Source organism: Desulfovibrio intestinalis (assembly GCF_014202345.1).
Classification (GTDB): domain Bacteria; phylum Desulfobacterota; class Desulfovibrionia; order Desulfovibrionales; family Desulfovibrionaceae; genus Desulfovibrio; species Desulfovibrio intestinalis.
Genome location: NZ_JACHGO010000002.1, coordinates 419,729 through 435,971 on the forward strand (window position 1 = coordinate 419,729; position 16,243 = coordinate 435,971).

Sequence of the window (16,243 nt, forward strand, 5' to 3'; positions counted from 1 at the left end):
ATGGGGGGCGTCGCCATGTGCAGCTACCCGCAGATGAGGCATGCTGCTAGCTCTCAGCAGGGATCTACACTGCACTACCCAGCGCATTTGAGTGGGCTTGCCCCGGTGATTGCCGTTTGCGCCCGAATTGCTGTTGTTGATGATTGTCTCAGGAATTGCGCTGATACAAAGGGGCAAGATGTTTCTTTGCGGGCGTTTTTTATGCCGCCAAACGCATCGCAACGATGTGTGTAGCAAAGACTAGCGTGGGTCTGCGCTTACCTGAAAACTGTCTTGCAGCAACTTTGTTTTGTTTTTATTGCTATACATTTTGAGGTCTGCCCGCTTGAGTGTGGCATGCACTGTATCATCAACCGCCGGGTCAAACTGGGCCATGCCGTAAGAAAACGTTAGCTGAAATCCCTTAATAGATATATTTTGAGTAATGGACTGTAGTTTTGCCATTTGTTCGTTGAGTTCATACATCGTAATATTATGCAGCAATGCTGTGAACTCGTCTCCACCAGTTCGGTATGTTTGGCCAAAATCCTTAAGCTTGTATCGCAGCAGGCGGGCAAAAGCACGTATATGGGCGTCTCCTGCGGCGTGCCCGGCCTGGTCGTTAATTGTTTTGAGCAGGTTGATGTCGCTGCACAATACAACCAATCCATCTTTCTTTTCATTGGTTATATGCCGAATATCCAGTTCAAAGGCATTTCGGTTGAATGCGCCAGTAAGCAGGTCGGTATAGGCCAACTTGCGGTACAGGGGAACAGACAGTTTTTTTAATAGCCATGCAGTCACCATAGTGACAACAATGGCCACACCGAACGAAAATGCTAGACATATCAAGATGGACCGATGGGTGTTATCGACAAAAGATTGCACGTCAAACTCTATAACCAGCGCGCCAACCGTGATGTCCCCCTGCTTGATTGGCTTGCAGGTTGGCATGATAGTTCCCCACGAAGTTTCCATTGCCTTTGGCCCATGCACTGCCTGTCCATCAAGACATTGAGTCACGATGGGTACAATTTCTCCTTCAATAGGGGCGCCGATGGCGCGAAAATCCTCTACTTCCGGAGACAGGCCGTCAACGATATATATGGGGTGTCCATCATTTCCAAGCTTTGCAGTATATAAATAGCGTACAACTGTAGTTTTGCGAATGCCATCAAGCAATGCGTGGACTTGTTGGTATGCTTCAGTATTTTCGTCTTCAGGATTGTTGAGCTCTATGACGCTTTGTGCGGGAATACGGCTCAGAAGTAGCGAAAATATCGCTTCAGAGCGGTTCAGGATCCTGTCGTTAAAATCATAGACCAAGAACCGGTAAAATATGAAAACAGTAAACAGGGCAGTGGAAAAAATTGAAGCTATAACAATAAGCAAAATTTTTCGCTCTGTTCCCATTAGTGGCTTTTCGGCCAATATGCGGTCTATGTTTGGAAAATGTGTGCTGGGCATGGCGTAGTCTCCACGAAATATCGTCCTGAGCGATTTTTAAACATAGATTGAATTTTCTTCAAATTCAATCTTTATTATAGATGTAAATAGGTTACTATGATGAAGTATTAAACATTGCTGCTTGATCCATAATAAGTTTATTGATGTATTCTGAAAATAATAAGAGCTTAACGATATGATATAATTATTTATTAAATAAAAAATGTGGTCATAAGTTGTATATAATAGAAGATGTATATAAAATGGCTATTTTTTTAATGTGTGTTGGTTTTTATATATGAAATTATATAGTTATTATGTGTGAAGAGGTACTGTGGTAAGCACTAGCTGAATTTATGTCGTTGTTGCCGTAGCAGTTGATTGTTGGGCGTGCATTTTGGTGAAAGGCCGCCATATAATGCGGAATAGACGCCATCCTTTTTGGGAGTGGCTAGCCAATAGGTACTGCTGAAAGCATAAACTTACTGCAATTATTGTAAAATTAACCGACATTTTGAGGGTGTTCTGTTCAACGCTGAGAGTTTCAGTTGCTGACGTGTGAACAGGGCTTTCTCGTGGCGGTACAGCGGTTGGCCTTGCCTCTGGTCTTGCCCTTGCTCTTGGTAGAGAGGCACGCTATTTTGCGCGCATGAAAAGCTCATCCGCCCATCTAGAAATTCTTGGCGGGGCAGATTGTCCCCCAGACCGTGAAGGTCTGCCGCTCTATCTTTCGCCCGTGGAAGCCGGATTTCCTTCGCCTGCTGATGACTTTCTCGACTGCCGTCTCGACCTGCACAGGCATCTGGTCCGAAATGAGGCTGCGACCTTTTTTTTGCGGGCTCACGGCGAATCTATGATAAATGCCGGAATCCACGATGGTGATCTTTTAGTGGTAGACCGTTCGGAATCTGCCACCCATAATCGTATTGTGATTGCCGCTCTGGATGGGGAACTGACCGTCAAGCGGCTTGTACGCAGCCAGAACAGGGTAGTGTTGATGCCGGAAAACTCCGAATATCCTGAAATTGACATAACAGAGCACGAATACGTTCACATATGGGGAGTGGTGACCTATGTCATCCACAAACTTTAGTCAGCCGCTATGGGCGCTGGTGGACTGCAACAATTTTTATGCATCCTGTGAAAAGCTGTTCCGTCCCGATTTGTCGGCCCGCCCGGTAGTAGTTCTTTCCAACAACGATGGCTGCATTGTCTCCCGTTCGGCTGAAGCCAAGGCTTTGGGTATTCCTATGGGCGAGCCGGAGTTTAAAGCCCGCGTGCAGCTCCAGCGGCATAATGTTGCGGTTTTTTCTTCCAACTACGCGCTGTATGGCGATATCTCCGCCAGAGTAATGGCAACGCTGGAGCACATCTGCCCGTATGTGGAACAATACTCCATTGATGAAGCTTTTGTGCGCCTGGACGGCCCCTTGGCAGCCAATGCAGAAGATATAGCACAGCAGCTGCGTGAGACCGTGCGACAATGGACGGGAATGGTGGTGTCCGTAGGAATTGCCCCTACAAGAACGCTGGCGAAACTTGCCAATCATTTGGCAAAAAAAACATCGGGCGTGCATATTTGGGATACGGCTTTGCACGTTGCAGAAACTGTTTTGCGTGCACTTCCCGTGCGGGAGGTGTGGGGCATTGGCTGGCGGCAAAGCAGAAAATTGCATGAGGTCGGCGTGACATCCGCCTGGGGCTTGCGTGAAACCAGCGACTTGTGGCTGCGCAAGTTCTTGACCATTTCAGGCTGGAAGACTGCTATGGAGCTGAGAGGCGTCCCCTGTATAGGCGAAGATGAGGGGCCAACCCCGCGGCGTACGCTGGTGTCTTCCCGTTCCTTTGGTGAAAAGGTTTATGATCTGGCCTCGCTGGAACAGGCTGTGGCCACCTTTACAGTACGCGCTGGGGAGCGCTTGCGCCGCCAGAAACTCGTGGCGGGTGGCATTGCAGTTCATATACGCACGTCCCGGCATGCCAATCGGCCATCCTTCGACGCAACAGCGCAACATTCGTTTCAGCCCGCAACAGCGGATACTGTCACAATGCTGCAAGCTGGCAGAAAATTATTAGCCTCCATGTACAAAGAGGGGCCTGCGTATGCCAAAGCTGGCATAATGCTTTACGATCTTTGCCCACAGGACTGCCTGCAAGGCAGTTTGTTTGCCGAGGCCACGCCTGTGAATGATATACGCAAAACAGCGCTGATGATGGCCCTGGACGGCATCAACAGTAAATTCGGGCGGGGAGCCGTACACTTTGGTGCAGAGGGCCCGCAAGAAGCCAAGTGGCATTTACGGTGCAAACACTGTTCGCCAAGCATGACTACCAGCTGGAAAGATCTGCCCCAAGCTCTTTGCCGATAAGACGTTGAAAATATGCTTTTGCAGTGTTGAAATGCCCCAGGCGGCGCACAGGCTGCCAATGCCTTTTGATCTGCACTGCTTGAGCCAGATTATACCCAAGATTGGGCAGACCCAGGCTGAACAAACGTTGTGGCCGCCTTGGGACTGAGCATCCAGAGTACTTTAAGCAGATTAACTTTGAAAATGTGCATTTTAAAAGTTTAATACACGCTCGTTACGGCGCTTAATCGCACAAATAAATTGTGCTTACGCCTCCACGGCGGGTGTCTGCTCACGCAGCCACCTGAGCATTTCAAAATTAAAATGCTCTAGACAAATACTCTCAAAAGGTATGCTCCAGATTTTGGCATTGGGGGGCCTTGGCTGCAATTGTCTGCTCAGGCTTTGAACTGCCGTATTTCTGCGCTGAAAAAAGAAAACCGCCTCAAAGGCGGTTTTCATATATCTGAATATGTTTCGATCAAGAGGCTGGCTGCCAGTCCTTGATGCCCACATCCACGGAAGTAATGCCATTATATGTATCAAGGCGCGGGGTATAGGCCACGCGAATGCGTTTGCCTACAACGTCTGGCGTCAATGCCTTCCCCATGCGCCACGCCTTGGCTGTGAGTATAAGTCCGCTGTGCTCGTCCTGAAGGCGCAGCCGCACATGTTCGCCGCCTCTGCCCAGAGGCAAGCGCTCTTTGACGAGCAGTGGCGGGGAGGCAAAAACAGGTTCTGCATTGCCTGGGCCAAAAGGCTGGAGCATTTCAAGCTCTTTAAGAAAGCTCTGGTTGCTGGCCTGATCAAAACTGAGCTGGCATTCCAGCGTCAGGCTTGGGCTTAAGGGGCTTGTGCCGAGTTTTTGGGATACAACAGCCTCAAAAGCGCTGCGGAAACTGCCAAGATTTTCAGGGGCAAGGCGCACGCCTGCCGCCAGCCTGTGCCCGCCAAATCCCAGAAGATTCTCGGAGGTTTGGTTCAGCCCCGCGTGCAAGTCAAACTCCCGCACCGAGCGTCCCGATCCCTTGAGACTTCCCTGATCGCGGCAAAGTATGATGGTCGGGCGGTAAAATTCTTCCACAATGCGTGAAGCCACAATGCCTACAATGCCGGGATGCCAGTTTTCCCCATACAGCACGAGGCTGGCCAGCGGTTCACGCGAGAGCATGTCCAGAGCCTGAATACGGGCCTCATTATGGATTTCGCTTTCTGCGCTCTTGCGCTCTGTATTAAGCGCGTCGAGCTGCTGGGCCAGGGGCAGGGCAGAAGAAAAGTCTTTCTGCCGCAGGAGCCGCAGGGCAAGTTCGCCATTGCCTATACGCCCGGCGGCATTGATGCGGGGGACAAGCTGAAAGCTTACCTGGCCACTGGAGAGCTTGGTTTTGGCATCCATGCCGCTAGCGACTTTGAGAGCGGCAATGCCGGGGCGCGAAGCCCTGGCCAGATGCTGAAGACCTGCGTGTACCAGAATGCGGTTTTCGCTTGTAAGGGGCATGAGGTCGGCCAGGGTGCCCATAGCTACCAGGTCAAGGCAGAGGTCCATTTTGTGACGACGGCCCGTATGCGGGGCCAGAGCCGCGTTGACTGCCCCCATAAGGTAGAAGGCCACACCCACCCCTGCCAGGTGCTGGCAGGGCAGAGAGTCTGCAGGGCATAAGCGGGGATTGCAAAGGGCATGAGCTGGCGGCAAGTTTTCCTGGGGCAGGTGGTGGTCAGAGACGACAACGGTCATGCCCAGCTGTCTTGCGCGTTGCACTGCCTCAACATCGGCGATGCCGCAGTCTACGGTAAGCAGAATGCCACAACCCTGTTCCGCCAGAGCCTCTACCTGAGCAACATTAAGGCCGTAACCTTCACTGCGGCGGTCAGGGATATGCCAAAGGGCTTCCAGCCCGTGACTCTCCAGCACATCAAGCACCAGGGTCGCAGCCGTGATGCCGTCCACATCATAGTCGCCCCATACCGCCAGTTTTTTGCCCGCCAGCAGCTCTTGCGCCAGCAATTGTGCGGCTTCTGGAACTTGCGGCCACAGGTGGGGCGGGGTCAGCGTATCAAGCCGGGCATCAAGGAAAGTATTGATGGTTTGCTTTTGCGCAAAGCCGCGCCGCCAGAGAATTTCCAGCAATAGGGGAGAAATGGAGAGATCTTCAGCCCATGAGGAGGGCGCCGAAGCGGGGGTGCCCTCAGGGGGCACGCGGAAAAGCCAGTTTTTCACGGAACCTCAGAATCTATGTCTATTTCAGGATGTGGAGCCAGCGCCCTGCGCCACGGCCTGCAAGGCTGCGCGGACGCCATCAATTTTGTCGGCGGGCACGAGTTTGTTTTGGATAAGCCACGCAAGGAACTTGAGCGACGCTTCGTGCCTGGGGGCAATTTCAAGAGCCTTGAGCAGATTATCAACACAACCGCTGATATCCCTGGTCTCCAGCAGCACCCGCGCCAGGTTCATATAAAGATTTTCGTCATTCTCTGTCAGTTCGAGAGCGCGCCGATAATATTCCAGAGACTGCTCCAGCATTTTGTTCTTGCGCAGGCTGATGCCGAAATCGTTGAACAGATGCTTGTGCTCGGCCTCAAAAGCGCCGTCCAGTTTTACCAGGCGCTCAAAAATGTCCTGCGCCTTGTTGGCATCGCCGCGCTCAAGGTAGGTAAGGCCAATGCCGAAGTTGGCCCGCACGTTATCCTCGTCTATTTTGAGGGCGCGTGAGTACTCGAACTCGGCGGTGAAGCTTTCCCCTTTTTCCCTGTGCTCGTCGCCGCTATCAACTGCCCGTTGCATTTCCTGCATCTTGGGATAGACGGAGTTGAGATAAAATTCCGGCTCCGGGGCGAACTTGGCGATAAGTTCGTCCATAGTGATCTTGCGTTTGGGGCCGCTGGGCACGTAGTTGGTGTTGAGCGGCTGGCATTCAAAAACATTGCCGTGCTGCTCAATAAACCAGAACGCTTTTTGTACTGTTTTACGGGTCGTGGTGCCAGTACCCACCCGGCGAATTTCCTGCGTTGAAAACACGCCGCGCACTTCGGTTTTTTTATTTCCCGGCGCTGCGCCTGAATCTGGCTTGGAAGCCGTTTGCGTGTTTTTTATAATTTCCTGGCCAGCCATCTGAATCCCCGTTTCTCGAACTGATTAACTTTGAAACGTTTCATATTTCAAAGTTGTCATTCTGTCGAAAATGTAATTTCGGCAGAATCCACGCCGTGTTACGGCTCGCTGCATTCTCGTGCAGTGGTAAGGCCTGTGCACTTTTTCAGAGGTGACATGCTGCTATGCAGCAGAAGTCATGTCTGCCAAAATTTGCTCAGCCGCAACGCGTGGGTCGTGTGCGGCGATGATGGGTCTGCCCACCACAAGATAGTCTGCTCCGGCAGCCACAGCCATAGCCGGGGTCATTGTACGGCGCTGGTCATCTGCTGCAGAGCCGGATGGGCGTATGCCGGGGCACAGGCACATGAGGGCAGGGCAAGATGCCTTGATGCCTGAGGCCTCATGCCCGGAACAGACCACGCCGTCCAGGCCCCACATCTGCGCACCTTTGGCCAGGGTAAGCGCAAAGTCGGCAGTGCTTTCCTGTATGCCCGGCATTTCACCCTGGGCAAAGCTTGTGAGCACTGTAACGCCGAAGAGCAGGGGCTTTTTGCCGGGCAGGCCAGCCACAGCCTCTCGGGCAGCGTGGCACATACGCTCGCCGCCCTGACAGTGCAGGGTTATCATGTCCACGCCTATGCCCGAGGCCGCCTTAACAGCCTGAGCTACCGTATGGGGGATGTCGTAAAACTTGAGATCAAGAAATACTTTGTAGCCCAGTGCAACCAGCTCCTCAAGCAAGGCTGGCCCGGCATGGGTGAACATTTCCATGCCCACCTTGCACCAGGGAGCGGTGCCTGCCAGTGTGCGGGCAAGGGCCAGAGCTTCCGTTTTGTGCGGTACGTCCAGAGCAACTATCAGCTGTGGATTGGAAAGCGCTTTTGTCATGAACCTGTGTCCAGTAATTTCATTTCGTGTATATCCCGCACAAGCCGTGCGGCTGCTTTTGATGCTGTGAGGGTATGGTTTCTCAGCTGTCCAGCAGAGCTTCCGGCAGGTCTGGGCTGCGGAATGGCGCAAGGCTTGCCGCCACAAAGACTGAGCGCAGAGCGTCGTACGCCGTGTCTAGGTCGTCGTTAATCACCAATGCATCGTACCAGCGGGATTCAAGCATCTCTTGCCGGGCATTGGCCATACGGCGCTCGATGGTAGCTTCATCGTCCAGAGCACGGCTACGCAGGCGGCGTTCCAGCTCGGTCATACTGGGCGGAAGGATGAAAATAAAGACGGCCTCAGCCAGCGAAAGCTTCAACTGGGCCGCGCCTTGTACGTCAATGTCAAAAAGCACATCCTGTCCACGCTGCAAGCTGTCTTTCACAGGAGCCAACGGGGTGCCGTAAAGATTGCCGTGCACCTCTGCCCATTCTGCAAAATACCCTTGGGCGCGCCGCTGCTCAAATTCCTCGCGGCTGAGAAATACATAATCCTTGCCGTCTACCTCACCTTGTCTGGGCTGGCGAGTGGTGCAGGAAATCGAATAGCCAAACTGGGGAAATTCTCGCAGAAGGCGTTGGACCAATGTAGTCTTTCCGGCCCCGGAGGGGGCGCTTATAACCAGAGCAATGCCTTTTCGGGGCATCAGATTCCTTCCTCTTGCGCAAAACGTTGACTGATAGTTTCAGGCTGGATGGACGAAAGAATAACGTGATTTGAGTCCGTTACCAGTATTGAGCGCGTTTTGCGCCCCTGTGTCGCATCAATAAGCCGCCCTTGAGACCGTGCGTCTTCACGCAGGCGCTTCATGGGTGACGATGATGGGCTGACAATACCAACAACCCGGCCCGCCAGAACATAATTGCCAAAACCAATATTAATCAGGCGTTCACGAGACATGGCTTATTCCAGATTCTGGACCTGCTCGCGGCATTTTTCCAGTTCATTTTTAAAATCTACCACCAGGCGCGAAAGCTGCACATCCGGCAACTTGTTGCCGCAGGTGTTTATTTCTCTAAAGCATTCCTGAAGGGTGAAGTCCAGACGTCGCCCCGCGTCGCCACCAGACTGCAAAAGGTCGTGCAGGCGCTCAAGGTGCGTGGTCAGGCGCGTCAGCTCTTCGCTCACATCCAGGCGGTCGGCAAGAACGACTATTTCCTGCAAAAAACGGCCTTCTTCCAGTTCCTGGCCGTTCTGGGCCAGAGCCTCGCCAATGCGTTCGCGCATGATGTTAGCGCGTTCTTCCTTGATGGCCGGGGCGCGTTCTGCAATAAGCCCCGTCCATTCTTCCATGCGCAAAATGCGTGAGTGCATGTCGGTGCCAAGAGCGCGGCCTTCAGTCGCGCGGGCATCATTCCAGTCTTCCAGTGCCAGCGCCAGACCTTCTTCAAGGCTGGTGGTCAGCTCTTCATCCATTTCTTCGCCATTGTCGCCCCACAACGAAGATATTTGCAAGAGCGCGTTGTAGTCTGGCGTGAAATCTTCGCCTCGGGCCTGGGCAAGGGCGTACAGGCTGTCGAGCATGGCGTCTGCCTGGCTGGAATCAAACCGCATGGCGGGCGTGTCGCCGGGGGCATATTGCAGGATAAGGCTGATATCAACCCGCCCCCGCGCAGCAAAACGGCGAACGACTTTTTCCAGACGGGGTTCAAGGCTGCGCACGGCCAAAGGCAGGCGCCACTTGAGGTCAAGATGGCGGCTGTTGACGCTTTTGACCTCCCATTGCTGGATTATATGGGTATTTTCAACAAGGCAGCGGCCAAAGCCGGTCATGCTGCGGAGCATAGGTTCCTTCCCGGTTAAGAGTATCTGAACAAGTGTAGAGCAAGCCCCTTACGAATGCAAGAAAGCCCTTGTCGCAAGGAGCGCAAGGGCTGAAATCTTTGGGTAATCAGCTGGAGTTCCCTGCGTGGCTCCGCTAGGGGCTGTTTCTAAATTAATAATTTTGCGCCAAGGGCAAGGAAAAAGGCCTTTTTTACGGAAGAAGTGTACTCTCACGGTACATGACTGGAGTAAAAACGGCCTCTTGACGCAGACAGTTGGGCAAAAGAATTATTTAGAGACAGCCCCTAGAGCATGGTAACTTCGAGAAAGTTTATGTGCTCTAACGCTGCACAAGAGTGCAGCGTGGATTCTGCCGAAAAAAGCAATTTTTGGCAGAACGGCAACTTTGAAATGCACTTCAAAGTTAATCTGCTCTAGGACAGGCCGCCCGCTCCGCCAGACGAAGGGCAGCCGCCAGATGAAGGGCAGCCGCCTGCAGCGCAAGGAGGCTTGGTTTTGCTCATGGGGCGCACTGGCCCAGGCTTGAAGGGAAAAGCGCCTGTTTTGAGCGGGCTCGGCACGCTCATCTGCCGCTTGGTTCCAGCGCCGCACTTGGGGCAGGCCGGGGTTTCGTCTCCGAAGACCAGATCTTCAAATGTATTACCGCAACCAGTGCAGACAAAGTCGAACATGGGCATGTTGAATCTCCTGAAATACTCAAATATACTTGATCTTATGCCAAAAACAGCAGGCTGTGCTCGTGGGAGCCGCCTTACCGTAATGGGTACAAAAAGTGTAGTCTGGCATCGGGCTATGGCCGTTTTAGGGCTTGCCCATAGGCTCTGCCTGCTTATATAAACATAAGTACGCTTAAAGCAAGGGTGGCATCATGCCGCTCTTGCAGGCAAAAACGGGCTTTTGTCAGCATGGTTTGACCTGAGCCGCAGGAGAAAAAATATGAAAAAAATTCTGGTATTGGCCGGTGACTACGTTGAAGATTACGAAGTGATGGTACCTTTTCAGATGCTTCTTATGCTGGGCTACGCAGTGGATGCCGTGTGCCCGGGTAAAAAACCTGGCGACGTAGTACGCACCGCCATACATGATTTTGAAGGCGACCAGACATACTCCGAAAAGCGCGGCCATAATTTTTCCATTAACTGCGACTTTGACAAGGTGAACACCGCCGACTATGTGGGGCTGGTCATTCCCGGCGGCCGGGCTCCAGAATATTTGCGGCTGAATCCGCGCATTCTTGAAATCGTGCGCGAGTTTGATGCGGCCCAAAAGCCTATTGCCGCAGTTTGCCACGGCCCGCAAATACTGGTGTCAGCTGGCGTGTTGAAAAACCGCACCTGCACGGCCTATCCTGCTGTGAAGCCCGACGTGGTGGACGCTGGGGCCAAGTGGGGAGAGTTTAACGAAACCCTCACCAACGCAGTGGTGGACGGCCATATTGTCACTGCCCCGGCATGGCCGGCCCATCCCGCCTGGATTGCGGCTTTTGCCAAGTTGCTTGGCGCAAAAATAAGCATTTAACGGCTCAATATTGGTTTGCCGGATTTATTCGATCAATATTACGTAACTTGAATAAATGCCCCGTGAAAAAACACGGGGCATTTATTATTTTTGCCCGCTTGTGGCAGCATTGGGTAAGAGAAACAGACCGTCAGAAGTTGTTAGATTTTTGGATCGGTTTGCCAAACTGGGCATAAAACTTGACAAATATTCCGCAGATGTTACTTTCTTATGAGAATTGATAATTCTTTTTGATTATAGAATTGATTCGTTTTCTTGCCTCATGGATTGCTGTGCTGCCCCCTTTGCACAGTATATCTGGGGAGAACACATTATATTCATGTTTCTCCTCATACAGAGAACATTCTCTGTATCCTGCTAAAAATCACTCCATACCTGAAATATTCGGGCTGAACGATAGTGCTGACGTACCGTCAGGCATTATTGCAACCCGTTTCATCATTCCTATACAGTTTGATGAAACGAAACAGAAGTCTAGGAGCTTTTATGAGCACTTCCATACTCCGCCCTGCGGCTGGTCAGCACACCGCGCTAACTTCTGGTGAAAATTCCCAGATTACTTTGGGTTTTCCTGCCGACCAAGCAATATTGGAGCGCGCAGGCGATGCCCTTACCTTTCAGTTTGATGATGGCGCAAGTGTCAGCATCACTGATTTTTATACAGCGTACTCCAGTGAAAACGCCCCTGAATTTGAAGTGGATGGTCAACTGATTTCCAGTGCGGAATTTTTTAAGGCTTTTGGTCCTGATCTTGCTCCGGCTGCTGGCCCATCGGCTGCGGAACGAAGCTCCCATTACGCCGAACACGGCACTGCTGAACTCTCTGGCGGCATTGACCACTTGGATGGCCTTGATATGAGTTTACAGGGATCGGCGGCACAAGGCAGCGATCTGGCCTTTGATTCTGCTCTTGCTGCGGCTGGCGGTTCCAGTTCTGGCGGCATCACTCCTCCTAGTCCTGGACCAGTGCCTCCTACCCCAGGGCCAGAGCCCTTGCCCCGTCCAGACGGCCCCTTTGTGCGTGCTGTGCTGTATAACCCAGGAAATACCAATGATCCTGTGACCACCAGTGTATTTTTTGCTGAGGACGGGCAGCCGCCAATGGCTATTCCTGCTGGCAGCCTGGATTTCACAGGGGCTACGCCCTGGGTGCAGTACGGAATTGCCATATCTTTGCCCGACGGCTGGCAAAACTCTTGGGTGGACGTAGCGTTTGACTACAGCACGGGACGTCTGGAATTTCGCCTGACAGCCGATGGCATTGCTGAAATGCAGCGCATGGGTGCTGATGGCAAGCCGCTTATAGATTTTATCCAGGTTACGGTGACTGACCGGTATACCGGCAATGAGTTTGACTACAATGTCGAGCTGGTCGCTACAGATAACCAGAATTTTAATTCCTCTGCTCACGACAGCCTCTATGGCGATCATGCCAATCTGGAAGGCATTGGTGAATTCCATCAGGGCAAGGGTGAAACTGGTGCATATTCAATTGTTTCTTCTGACAGGAATGATGAAATAATTCTGAATGACACGGTTATCGGCGGCAGCTCCATTCATGCCAGCGGTTCCGCCAATCCCCAACAGATGGCCGACGACTATAACACCATTAAGTTGAATCAGGGTGTGTTGGCGTCTCAACCGGGCCAGACTACGCATATTACGTCATCTGACGGCACGCTCACAGTAGCTCAGGGCGTTGCAGCCACCGCGCAGGGTGGCGGCAACATTATTGATATGGGCAAAGGGGCAGTAAGTATTACCAATGCGGGAAACACCACCGCCGTTATGGCCGATGAGGGGCAAAACAGCATCAGCGGCCACGATATCTCCATCTCGGGCGCCAAAAACCTCGTAACCGCCTCAAATGGCGGCAGCAATACTATTCATGGCAAGGGCGGCAACGTTAATCTGACGACCACCCAAAGCGGAGGCTACGCCCTTCTGGCTGAAAGCGGCGGGCAGAACCATGTCATTGCTGAAGACGGCAGCCTGAAGGCAGAAACGTATGGTCTCGCCGGGGTTAAGGCCACAGGTGGCGGACAAAATACTCTTGAAGGCCGGGGCAACGCCACCATTACCGTTAACAGCTACAACGGCGAGGGTATGCTGGCTGACAACGGCACTAACACTGTCACTGCTGAAGACGGAAAAATAACCATACTCGGGCGTTCGGGGGCGGGTATTCGGGCCACGGACAACAGCCTGAACAGTATTGCCGGCAAGGACATAGACATTACAGGCAATGGGGGAGCTGGCGCTATTGCCACGGGCAGCGGCGAAAATACTGTTGTTGGTAATAATGGCGCTGTGAGCATAAAGGGAACAAGCGGCCTGTTGGCTGACGGCGGTGAAAACACCGTCAGCGTAAACAATGGCAGCATATCGGTTTACGGCAATAGCAGCGGCACCAATGCCGGAGCCAGCGCCGTGAACGGCGGCAGCAATACCATTAATGCCACGGGCAGCACCACTGTCAGCGCTACGGGCTATCAATACGGCCTGTATGCAACTAACGGAAAAAATACCATCTCTGCTGAAGATGGCAAGGTTACTGTTTCAGGCAATTATGGAGCAGGTATGTCTGCCGGGGCTGATGGCGTCAACCGTGTGGACGGTTCTGATATTACTGTTACCAGCTATAGGAATGCTGTTGATTCCCTTGCTGGCGGCAAGAATTATATTGACGCAGGGCATGACGGCAAGGTGAACATTCAGGGTAGCTCCTCTTATGGTGTTAATGCCGAAGGCGAAAATTCTCTTGTTGAGGTGAAGGGCGGTGCTGTGAGCGTTCAAGGCTCGTCAGGCGCAGTTCATGTGAAGGATAAGGGTACGGTCGATATAGAAGGTAATACCGTTGATCTTACATCTGTCAGTGGCAGAACCGTGGATAACTGGACAAGCGGCACCATCAACGTGACGGCGGAGGACGAACTGAACGTTCGCTTGACTAATGCCAGCCAATCCAGTGCAGCTGTTATGACCTTGGGCGGCGTGACCACGTTAAAAAGCGGTGGCGACATTAATATTAACGTTGATAAAGGCACATACCAGACTGCCGGCATCAACGCGTGGTCCAGAGGGACCAACGTTGTTGAAGCTGAAAATGATATTAACATCAAAGTGCATGCCGAGAAGGGTAGTGGCGTGAGTTATGGAGCTACCGGGATCGAAGTGGGCTGGACTCACGGAGGTGTTAATAATGTCACGGCCAAGCATGGGGATATTAATGTTGATGTAGATTCCTCAGCCAGCTCCGCCATAGGCATCACAACCAGTGGATATGATGCGGCGGGCAGTGGTGTTGCCAACATTTCTGCCAAGGAGGGCGCTCTTAACGTCAACGTGGCCGGAACTGGCGCTGCCTATACTGTTAAGGGCATTGTTGCCAGTGGCTATGGAAAAAATAATATTGATGCGTCAGACATGAGCGTGAACGTGACGTTAGATGGTGGATACAGCTCAGATGGAACTATTAATGCTTCAGGAATAGAGGCATCGTACGATGGAAGATATAGTGGACAAAATATAATTAACGTCGCTGGAGACGTTGATATAACTGTGCGTGGAAATAGCAATACCAGCGGCGTGCTGGCTCAGGGCCGAAGCTCAACCATTGCTACAAATACCATAAATTCTGATAACTTCAGCCTTAACGTAACCAATACGGGAGAGATTGCAGGCAGCCGGGCAACAGGTGTGGAAAGTTCTGTTAGACCCAGTAGTAGTTCGGGTGGCGGGGACAACATCATCAATGTTGGGCATGATGCCACCATTGATGTTACCGCCCAGGGCCAGGCTGCTCTGGCGGCGGGGTTTTATTCCACAGGCAGCGGCAAGCAAATCCTTACCGCTGGCGGTGACGTGGATATGAATGTCACCTCCACGGCCGGAAAGGCATATGGCGTTTTTGGCGGCGCAAGTATTACGGGCGACAGCGTCACAATGACCATCAAGGGCGATCTTTCTGCCATAGTTCTTGACGGCAAAGCCACGGTTACGGGATCCACCATCAACCTGAACGCTGAAAGTGCCAACGGCACGGCCTATGGCATGTATAATGTCGGTGGCGGCACAAATACCGTGCAGTCTGGCAGCGATCAGGCTTTGAACCTGGAAATCAATGCCGAATACGCTATGTACGCTACAGCCGGAAAGAACGTCATTCTCGGGCACAGCGTCAGCGGCGGCGAAGGTGATGTTATTCGTCTTAACGGCGATATTTTCCGCAGCGGCAGCGGCAGTAACCAGATAACTACAGGTGCGGGCAACGACACCATCATTATCGATGGCGCAATCAGCGGGGCTGGCGCGCTGAATATTGACGGCGGCGCGGGAGCCGACACCCTGATCCTTCAGGCTGCGGATCTCAGCGAGTTTATCGCCCGATACGGCTCATGGCTCAACGGGTTGAACAGCTCCATACTCAAGGGTGTGGAGAAGATAGAATTCGGCGGCATAGACGACCTGAACGACCTCAGGCCGGGGCTGGACAGCTTCTTTGCCTACGTTGATGGTGTGCAGCCGCCTATCGAAGTTGTCATACATGAGTCTGACATTGCGCCTGCGGCCTTTGGCGATTTTGGCCTGGATGATGACGGGATTATGTTTGACGATCTGCACGACCGCCAAGATCAGGGACACGGAACCAGTCACGCAGAGAATGAAAATGAGCATGGATATGCTGCGCATGACGGTCTTGGACTTGGTCTTGTAGCTGACTTGGGTGCTCAAGAGCACGCAGCATCAGACGTCTCCGATCTGTCTAACTTGCCCGATGGTGGCGCGCTGGCAGGCTTGTCGGCAGCAGAAAGCAGCCTGGCAGGTGATCCGTATGCCCATGTGGGCCTTAGCAGTGGTGGGGAAAGCCTTGATAACCTGCTTCCTGATAAGGCGTCTCCGGCTCCGGCAGGGGGCGTAACAGAAAGCGCCAATATTGAAGCTGGGCCCATAAGCACGGTCGCAGACACCGCGCAGGAAATGATAGCTGTTGCGGCACGGCAGGTAGAATCCTTCCCGGGCGGCTAAACGTTTCAAAGGTCACATGTTCTAACGGTTGAACCAGACAATTGAGATACAAAAACTCCCCGCATTGCGGGGAGTTTTTGTATAAATAGAAGACCGTTGACTTGCACTGGGGCAT

Annotated in this window: 12 protein-coding genes; 4 read left to right on the forward strand and 8 right to left on the reverse strand. The window is 52.5% G+C overall.

The window, feature by feature from the left end:
• Nucleotides 1–240 precede the first annotated feature (240 nt).
• On the reverse strand, nt 241–1,446 hold the full coding sequence (locus HNQ38_RS04640) for a GGDEF domain-containing protein (protein ID WP_183718235.1): 1,206 nt from the start codon (nt 1,444–1,446) through the stop codon (nt 241–243).
• A 628-nt stretch (nt 1,447–2,074) separates the two neighbouring features.
• Between HNQ38_RS04640 and HNQ38_RS04645 the strand changes: the two genes are divergently transcribed.
• Together HNQ38_RS04645 and HNQ38_RS04650 are read left to right on the forward strand one after the other, a co-directional pair.
• The gene (locus tag HNQ38_RS04645) at nt 2,075–2,518 is read left to right on the forward strand and encodes a LexA family protein (protein ID WP_183718236.1); all 444 of its coding nucleotides are present in this window, start codon (nt 2,075–2,077) and stop codon (nt 2,516–2,518) included.
• Nucleotides 2,499–3,794: a Y-family DNA polymerase gene (locus tag HNQ38_RS04650; RefSeq protein WP_183718237.1), complete on the forward strand. Its 1,296-nt coding sequence runs from the start codon at nt 2,499–2,501 to the stop codon at nt 3,792–3,794. The genes HNQ38_RS04645 and HNQ38_RS04650 overlap by 20 nt, the downstream gene beginning before the upstream one ends.
• A gap of 460 nt (nt 3,795–4,254) precedes the next feature.
• Here HNQ38_RS04650 and recJ read toward each other — a convergent pair whose 3' ends face one another.
• From recJ to HNQ38_RS04685, 7 genes are all read right to left on the reverse strand, one after another.
• On the reverse strand, nt 4,255–5,991 hold the full coding sequence (gene recJ, locus HNQ38_RS04655) for a single-stranded-DNA-specific exonuclease RecJ (protein WP_183718238.1): 1,737 nt from the start codon (nt 5,989–5,991) through the stop codon (nt 4,255–4,257).
• Between the two features lie 24 nt (nt 5,992–6,015).
• Nucleotides 6,016–6,882 (reverse strand): tetratricopeptide repeat protein, encoded by an 867-nt coding sequence (locus tag HNQ38_RS04660; RefSeq protein ID WP_183718239.1) that lies wholly within the window; start codon nt 6,880–6,882, stop codon nt 6,016–6,018.
• 162 nt (nt 6,883–7,044) lie between these two features.
• A complete protein-coding gene (gene pyrF, locus HNQ38_RS04665) occupies nt 7,045–7,752 on the reverse strand; it encodes an orotidine-5'-phosphate decarboxylase (protein WP_183718240.1) in 708 nt (235 codons plus the stop codon).
• Nucleotides 7,753–7,834: 82 nt separating this feature from the next.
• A complete protein-coding gene (gene gmk / locus HNQ38_RS04670) occupies nt 7,835–8,443 on the reverse strand; it encodes a guanylate kinase (RefSeq protein ID WP_183718241.1) in 609 nt (202 codons plus the stop codon).
• Entirely contained in the window at nt 8,443–8,697 is a 255-nt protein-coding gene (locus tag HNQ38_RS04675) for a DUF370 domain-containing protein (protein ID WP_183718242.1), read from the reverse strand. Before HNQ38_RS04675 ends, gmk begins: the two co-directional genes overlap by 1 nt.
• A gap of 3 nt (nt 8,698–8,700) precedes the next feature.
• Nucleotides 8,701–9,582, reverse strand: a complete 882-nt coding sequence (locus tag HNQ38_RS04680; RefSeq protein ID WP_183718243.1) for a YicC/YloC family endoribonuclease — start codon at nt 9,580–9,582, stop codon at nt 8,701–8,703.
• Between the two features lie 413 nt (nt 9,583–9,995).
• Nucleotides 9,996–10,259, reverse strand: a complete 264-nt coding sequence (locus HNQ38_RS04685; RefSeq protein WP_183718244.1) for an FmdB family zinc ribbon protein — start codon at nt 10,257–10,259, stop codon at nt 9,996–9,998.
• A gap of 259 nt (nt 10,260–10,518) precedes the next feature.
• Between HNQ38_RS04685 and HNQ38_RS04690 the strand changes: the two genes are divergently transcribed.
• On the forward strand, nt 10,519–11,100 hold the full coding sequence (locus HNQ38_RS04690) for a DJ-1/PfpI family protein (RefSeq protein WP_183718245.1): 582 nt from the start codon (nt 10,519–10,521) through the stop codon (nt 11,098–11,100).
• Nucleotides 11,101–11,586: 486 nt separating this feature from the next.
• Nucleotides 11,587–16,128: a beta strand repeat-containing protein gene (locus HNQ38_RS04695; protein WP_183718246.1), complete on the forward strand. Its 4,542-nt coding sequence runs from the start codon at nt 11,587–11,589 to the stop codon at nt 16,126–16,128.
• Nucleotides 16,129–16,243 lie beyond the last annotated feature (115 nt).

Bases quoted from the DNA above. Each gene is read 5' to 3' on its own strand.
- HNQ38_RS04680 (WP_183718243.1), bottom strand. From the start codon at position 9,582: ATGCTCCGCAGCATGACCGGCTTTGGCCGCTGCCTTGTTGAAAATACC.
- HNQ38_RS04675 (WP_183718242.1), bottom strand. From the start codon at position 8,697: ATGTCTCGTGAACGCCTGATTAATATTGGTTTTGGCAATTATGTTCTG.
- HNQ38_RS04695 (WP_183718246.1), top strand. From the start codon at position 11,587: ATGAGCACTTCCATACTCCGCCCTGCGGCTGGTCAGCACACCGCGCTA.
- pyrF (WP_183718240.1), bottom strand. From the start codon at position 7,752: ATGACAAAAGCGCTTTCCAATCCACAGCTGATAGTTGCTCTGGACGTA.
- HNQ38_RS04650 (WP_183718237.1), top strand. From the start codon at position 2,499: ATGTCATCCACAAACTTTAGTCAGCCGCTATGGGCGCTGGTGGACTGC.
- HNQ38_RS04645 (WP_183718236.1), top strand. From the start codon at position 2,075: ATGAAAAGCTCATCCGCCCATCTAGAAATTCTTGGCGGGGCAGATTGT.
- HNQ38_RS04690 (WP_183718245.1), top strand. From the start codon at position 10,519: ATGAAAAAAATTCTGGTATTGGCCGGTGACTACGTTGAAGATTACGAA.
- HNQ38_RS04640 (WP_183718235.1), bottom strand. From the start codon at position 1,446: ATGCCCAGCACACATTTTCCAAACATAGACCGCATATTGGCCGAAAAG.
- HNQ38_RS04685 (WP_183718244.1), bottom strand. From the start codon at position 10,259: ATGCCCATGTTCGACTTTGTCTGCACTGGTTGCGGTAATACATTTGAA.
- HNQ38_RS04660 (WP_183718239.1), bottom strand. From the start codon at position 6,882: ATGGCTGGCCAGGAAATTATAAAAAACACGCAAACGGCTTCCAAGCCA.
- gmk (WP_183718241.1), bottom strand. From the start codon at position 8,443: ATGCCCCGAAAAGGCATTGCTCTGGTTATAAGCGCCCCCTCCGGGGCC.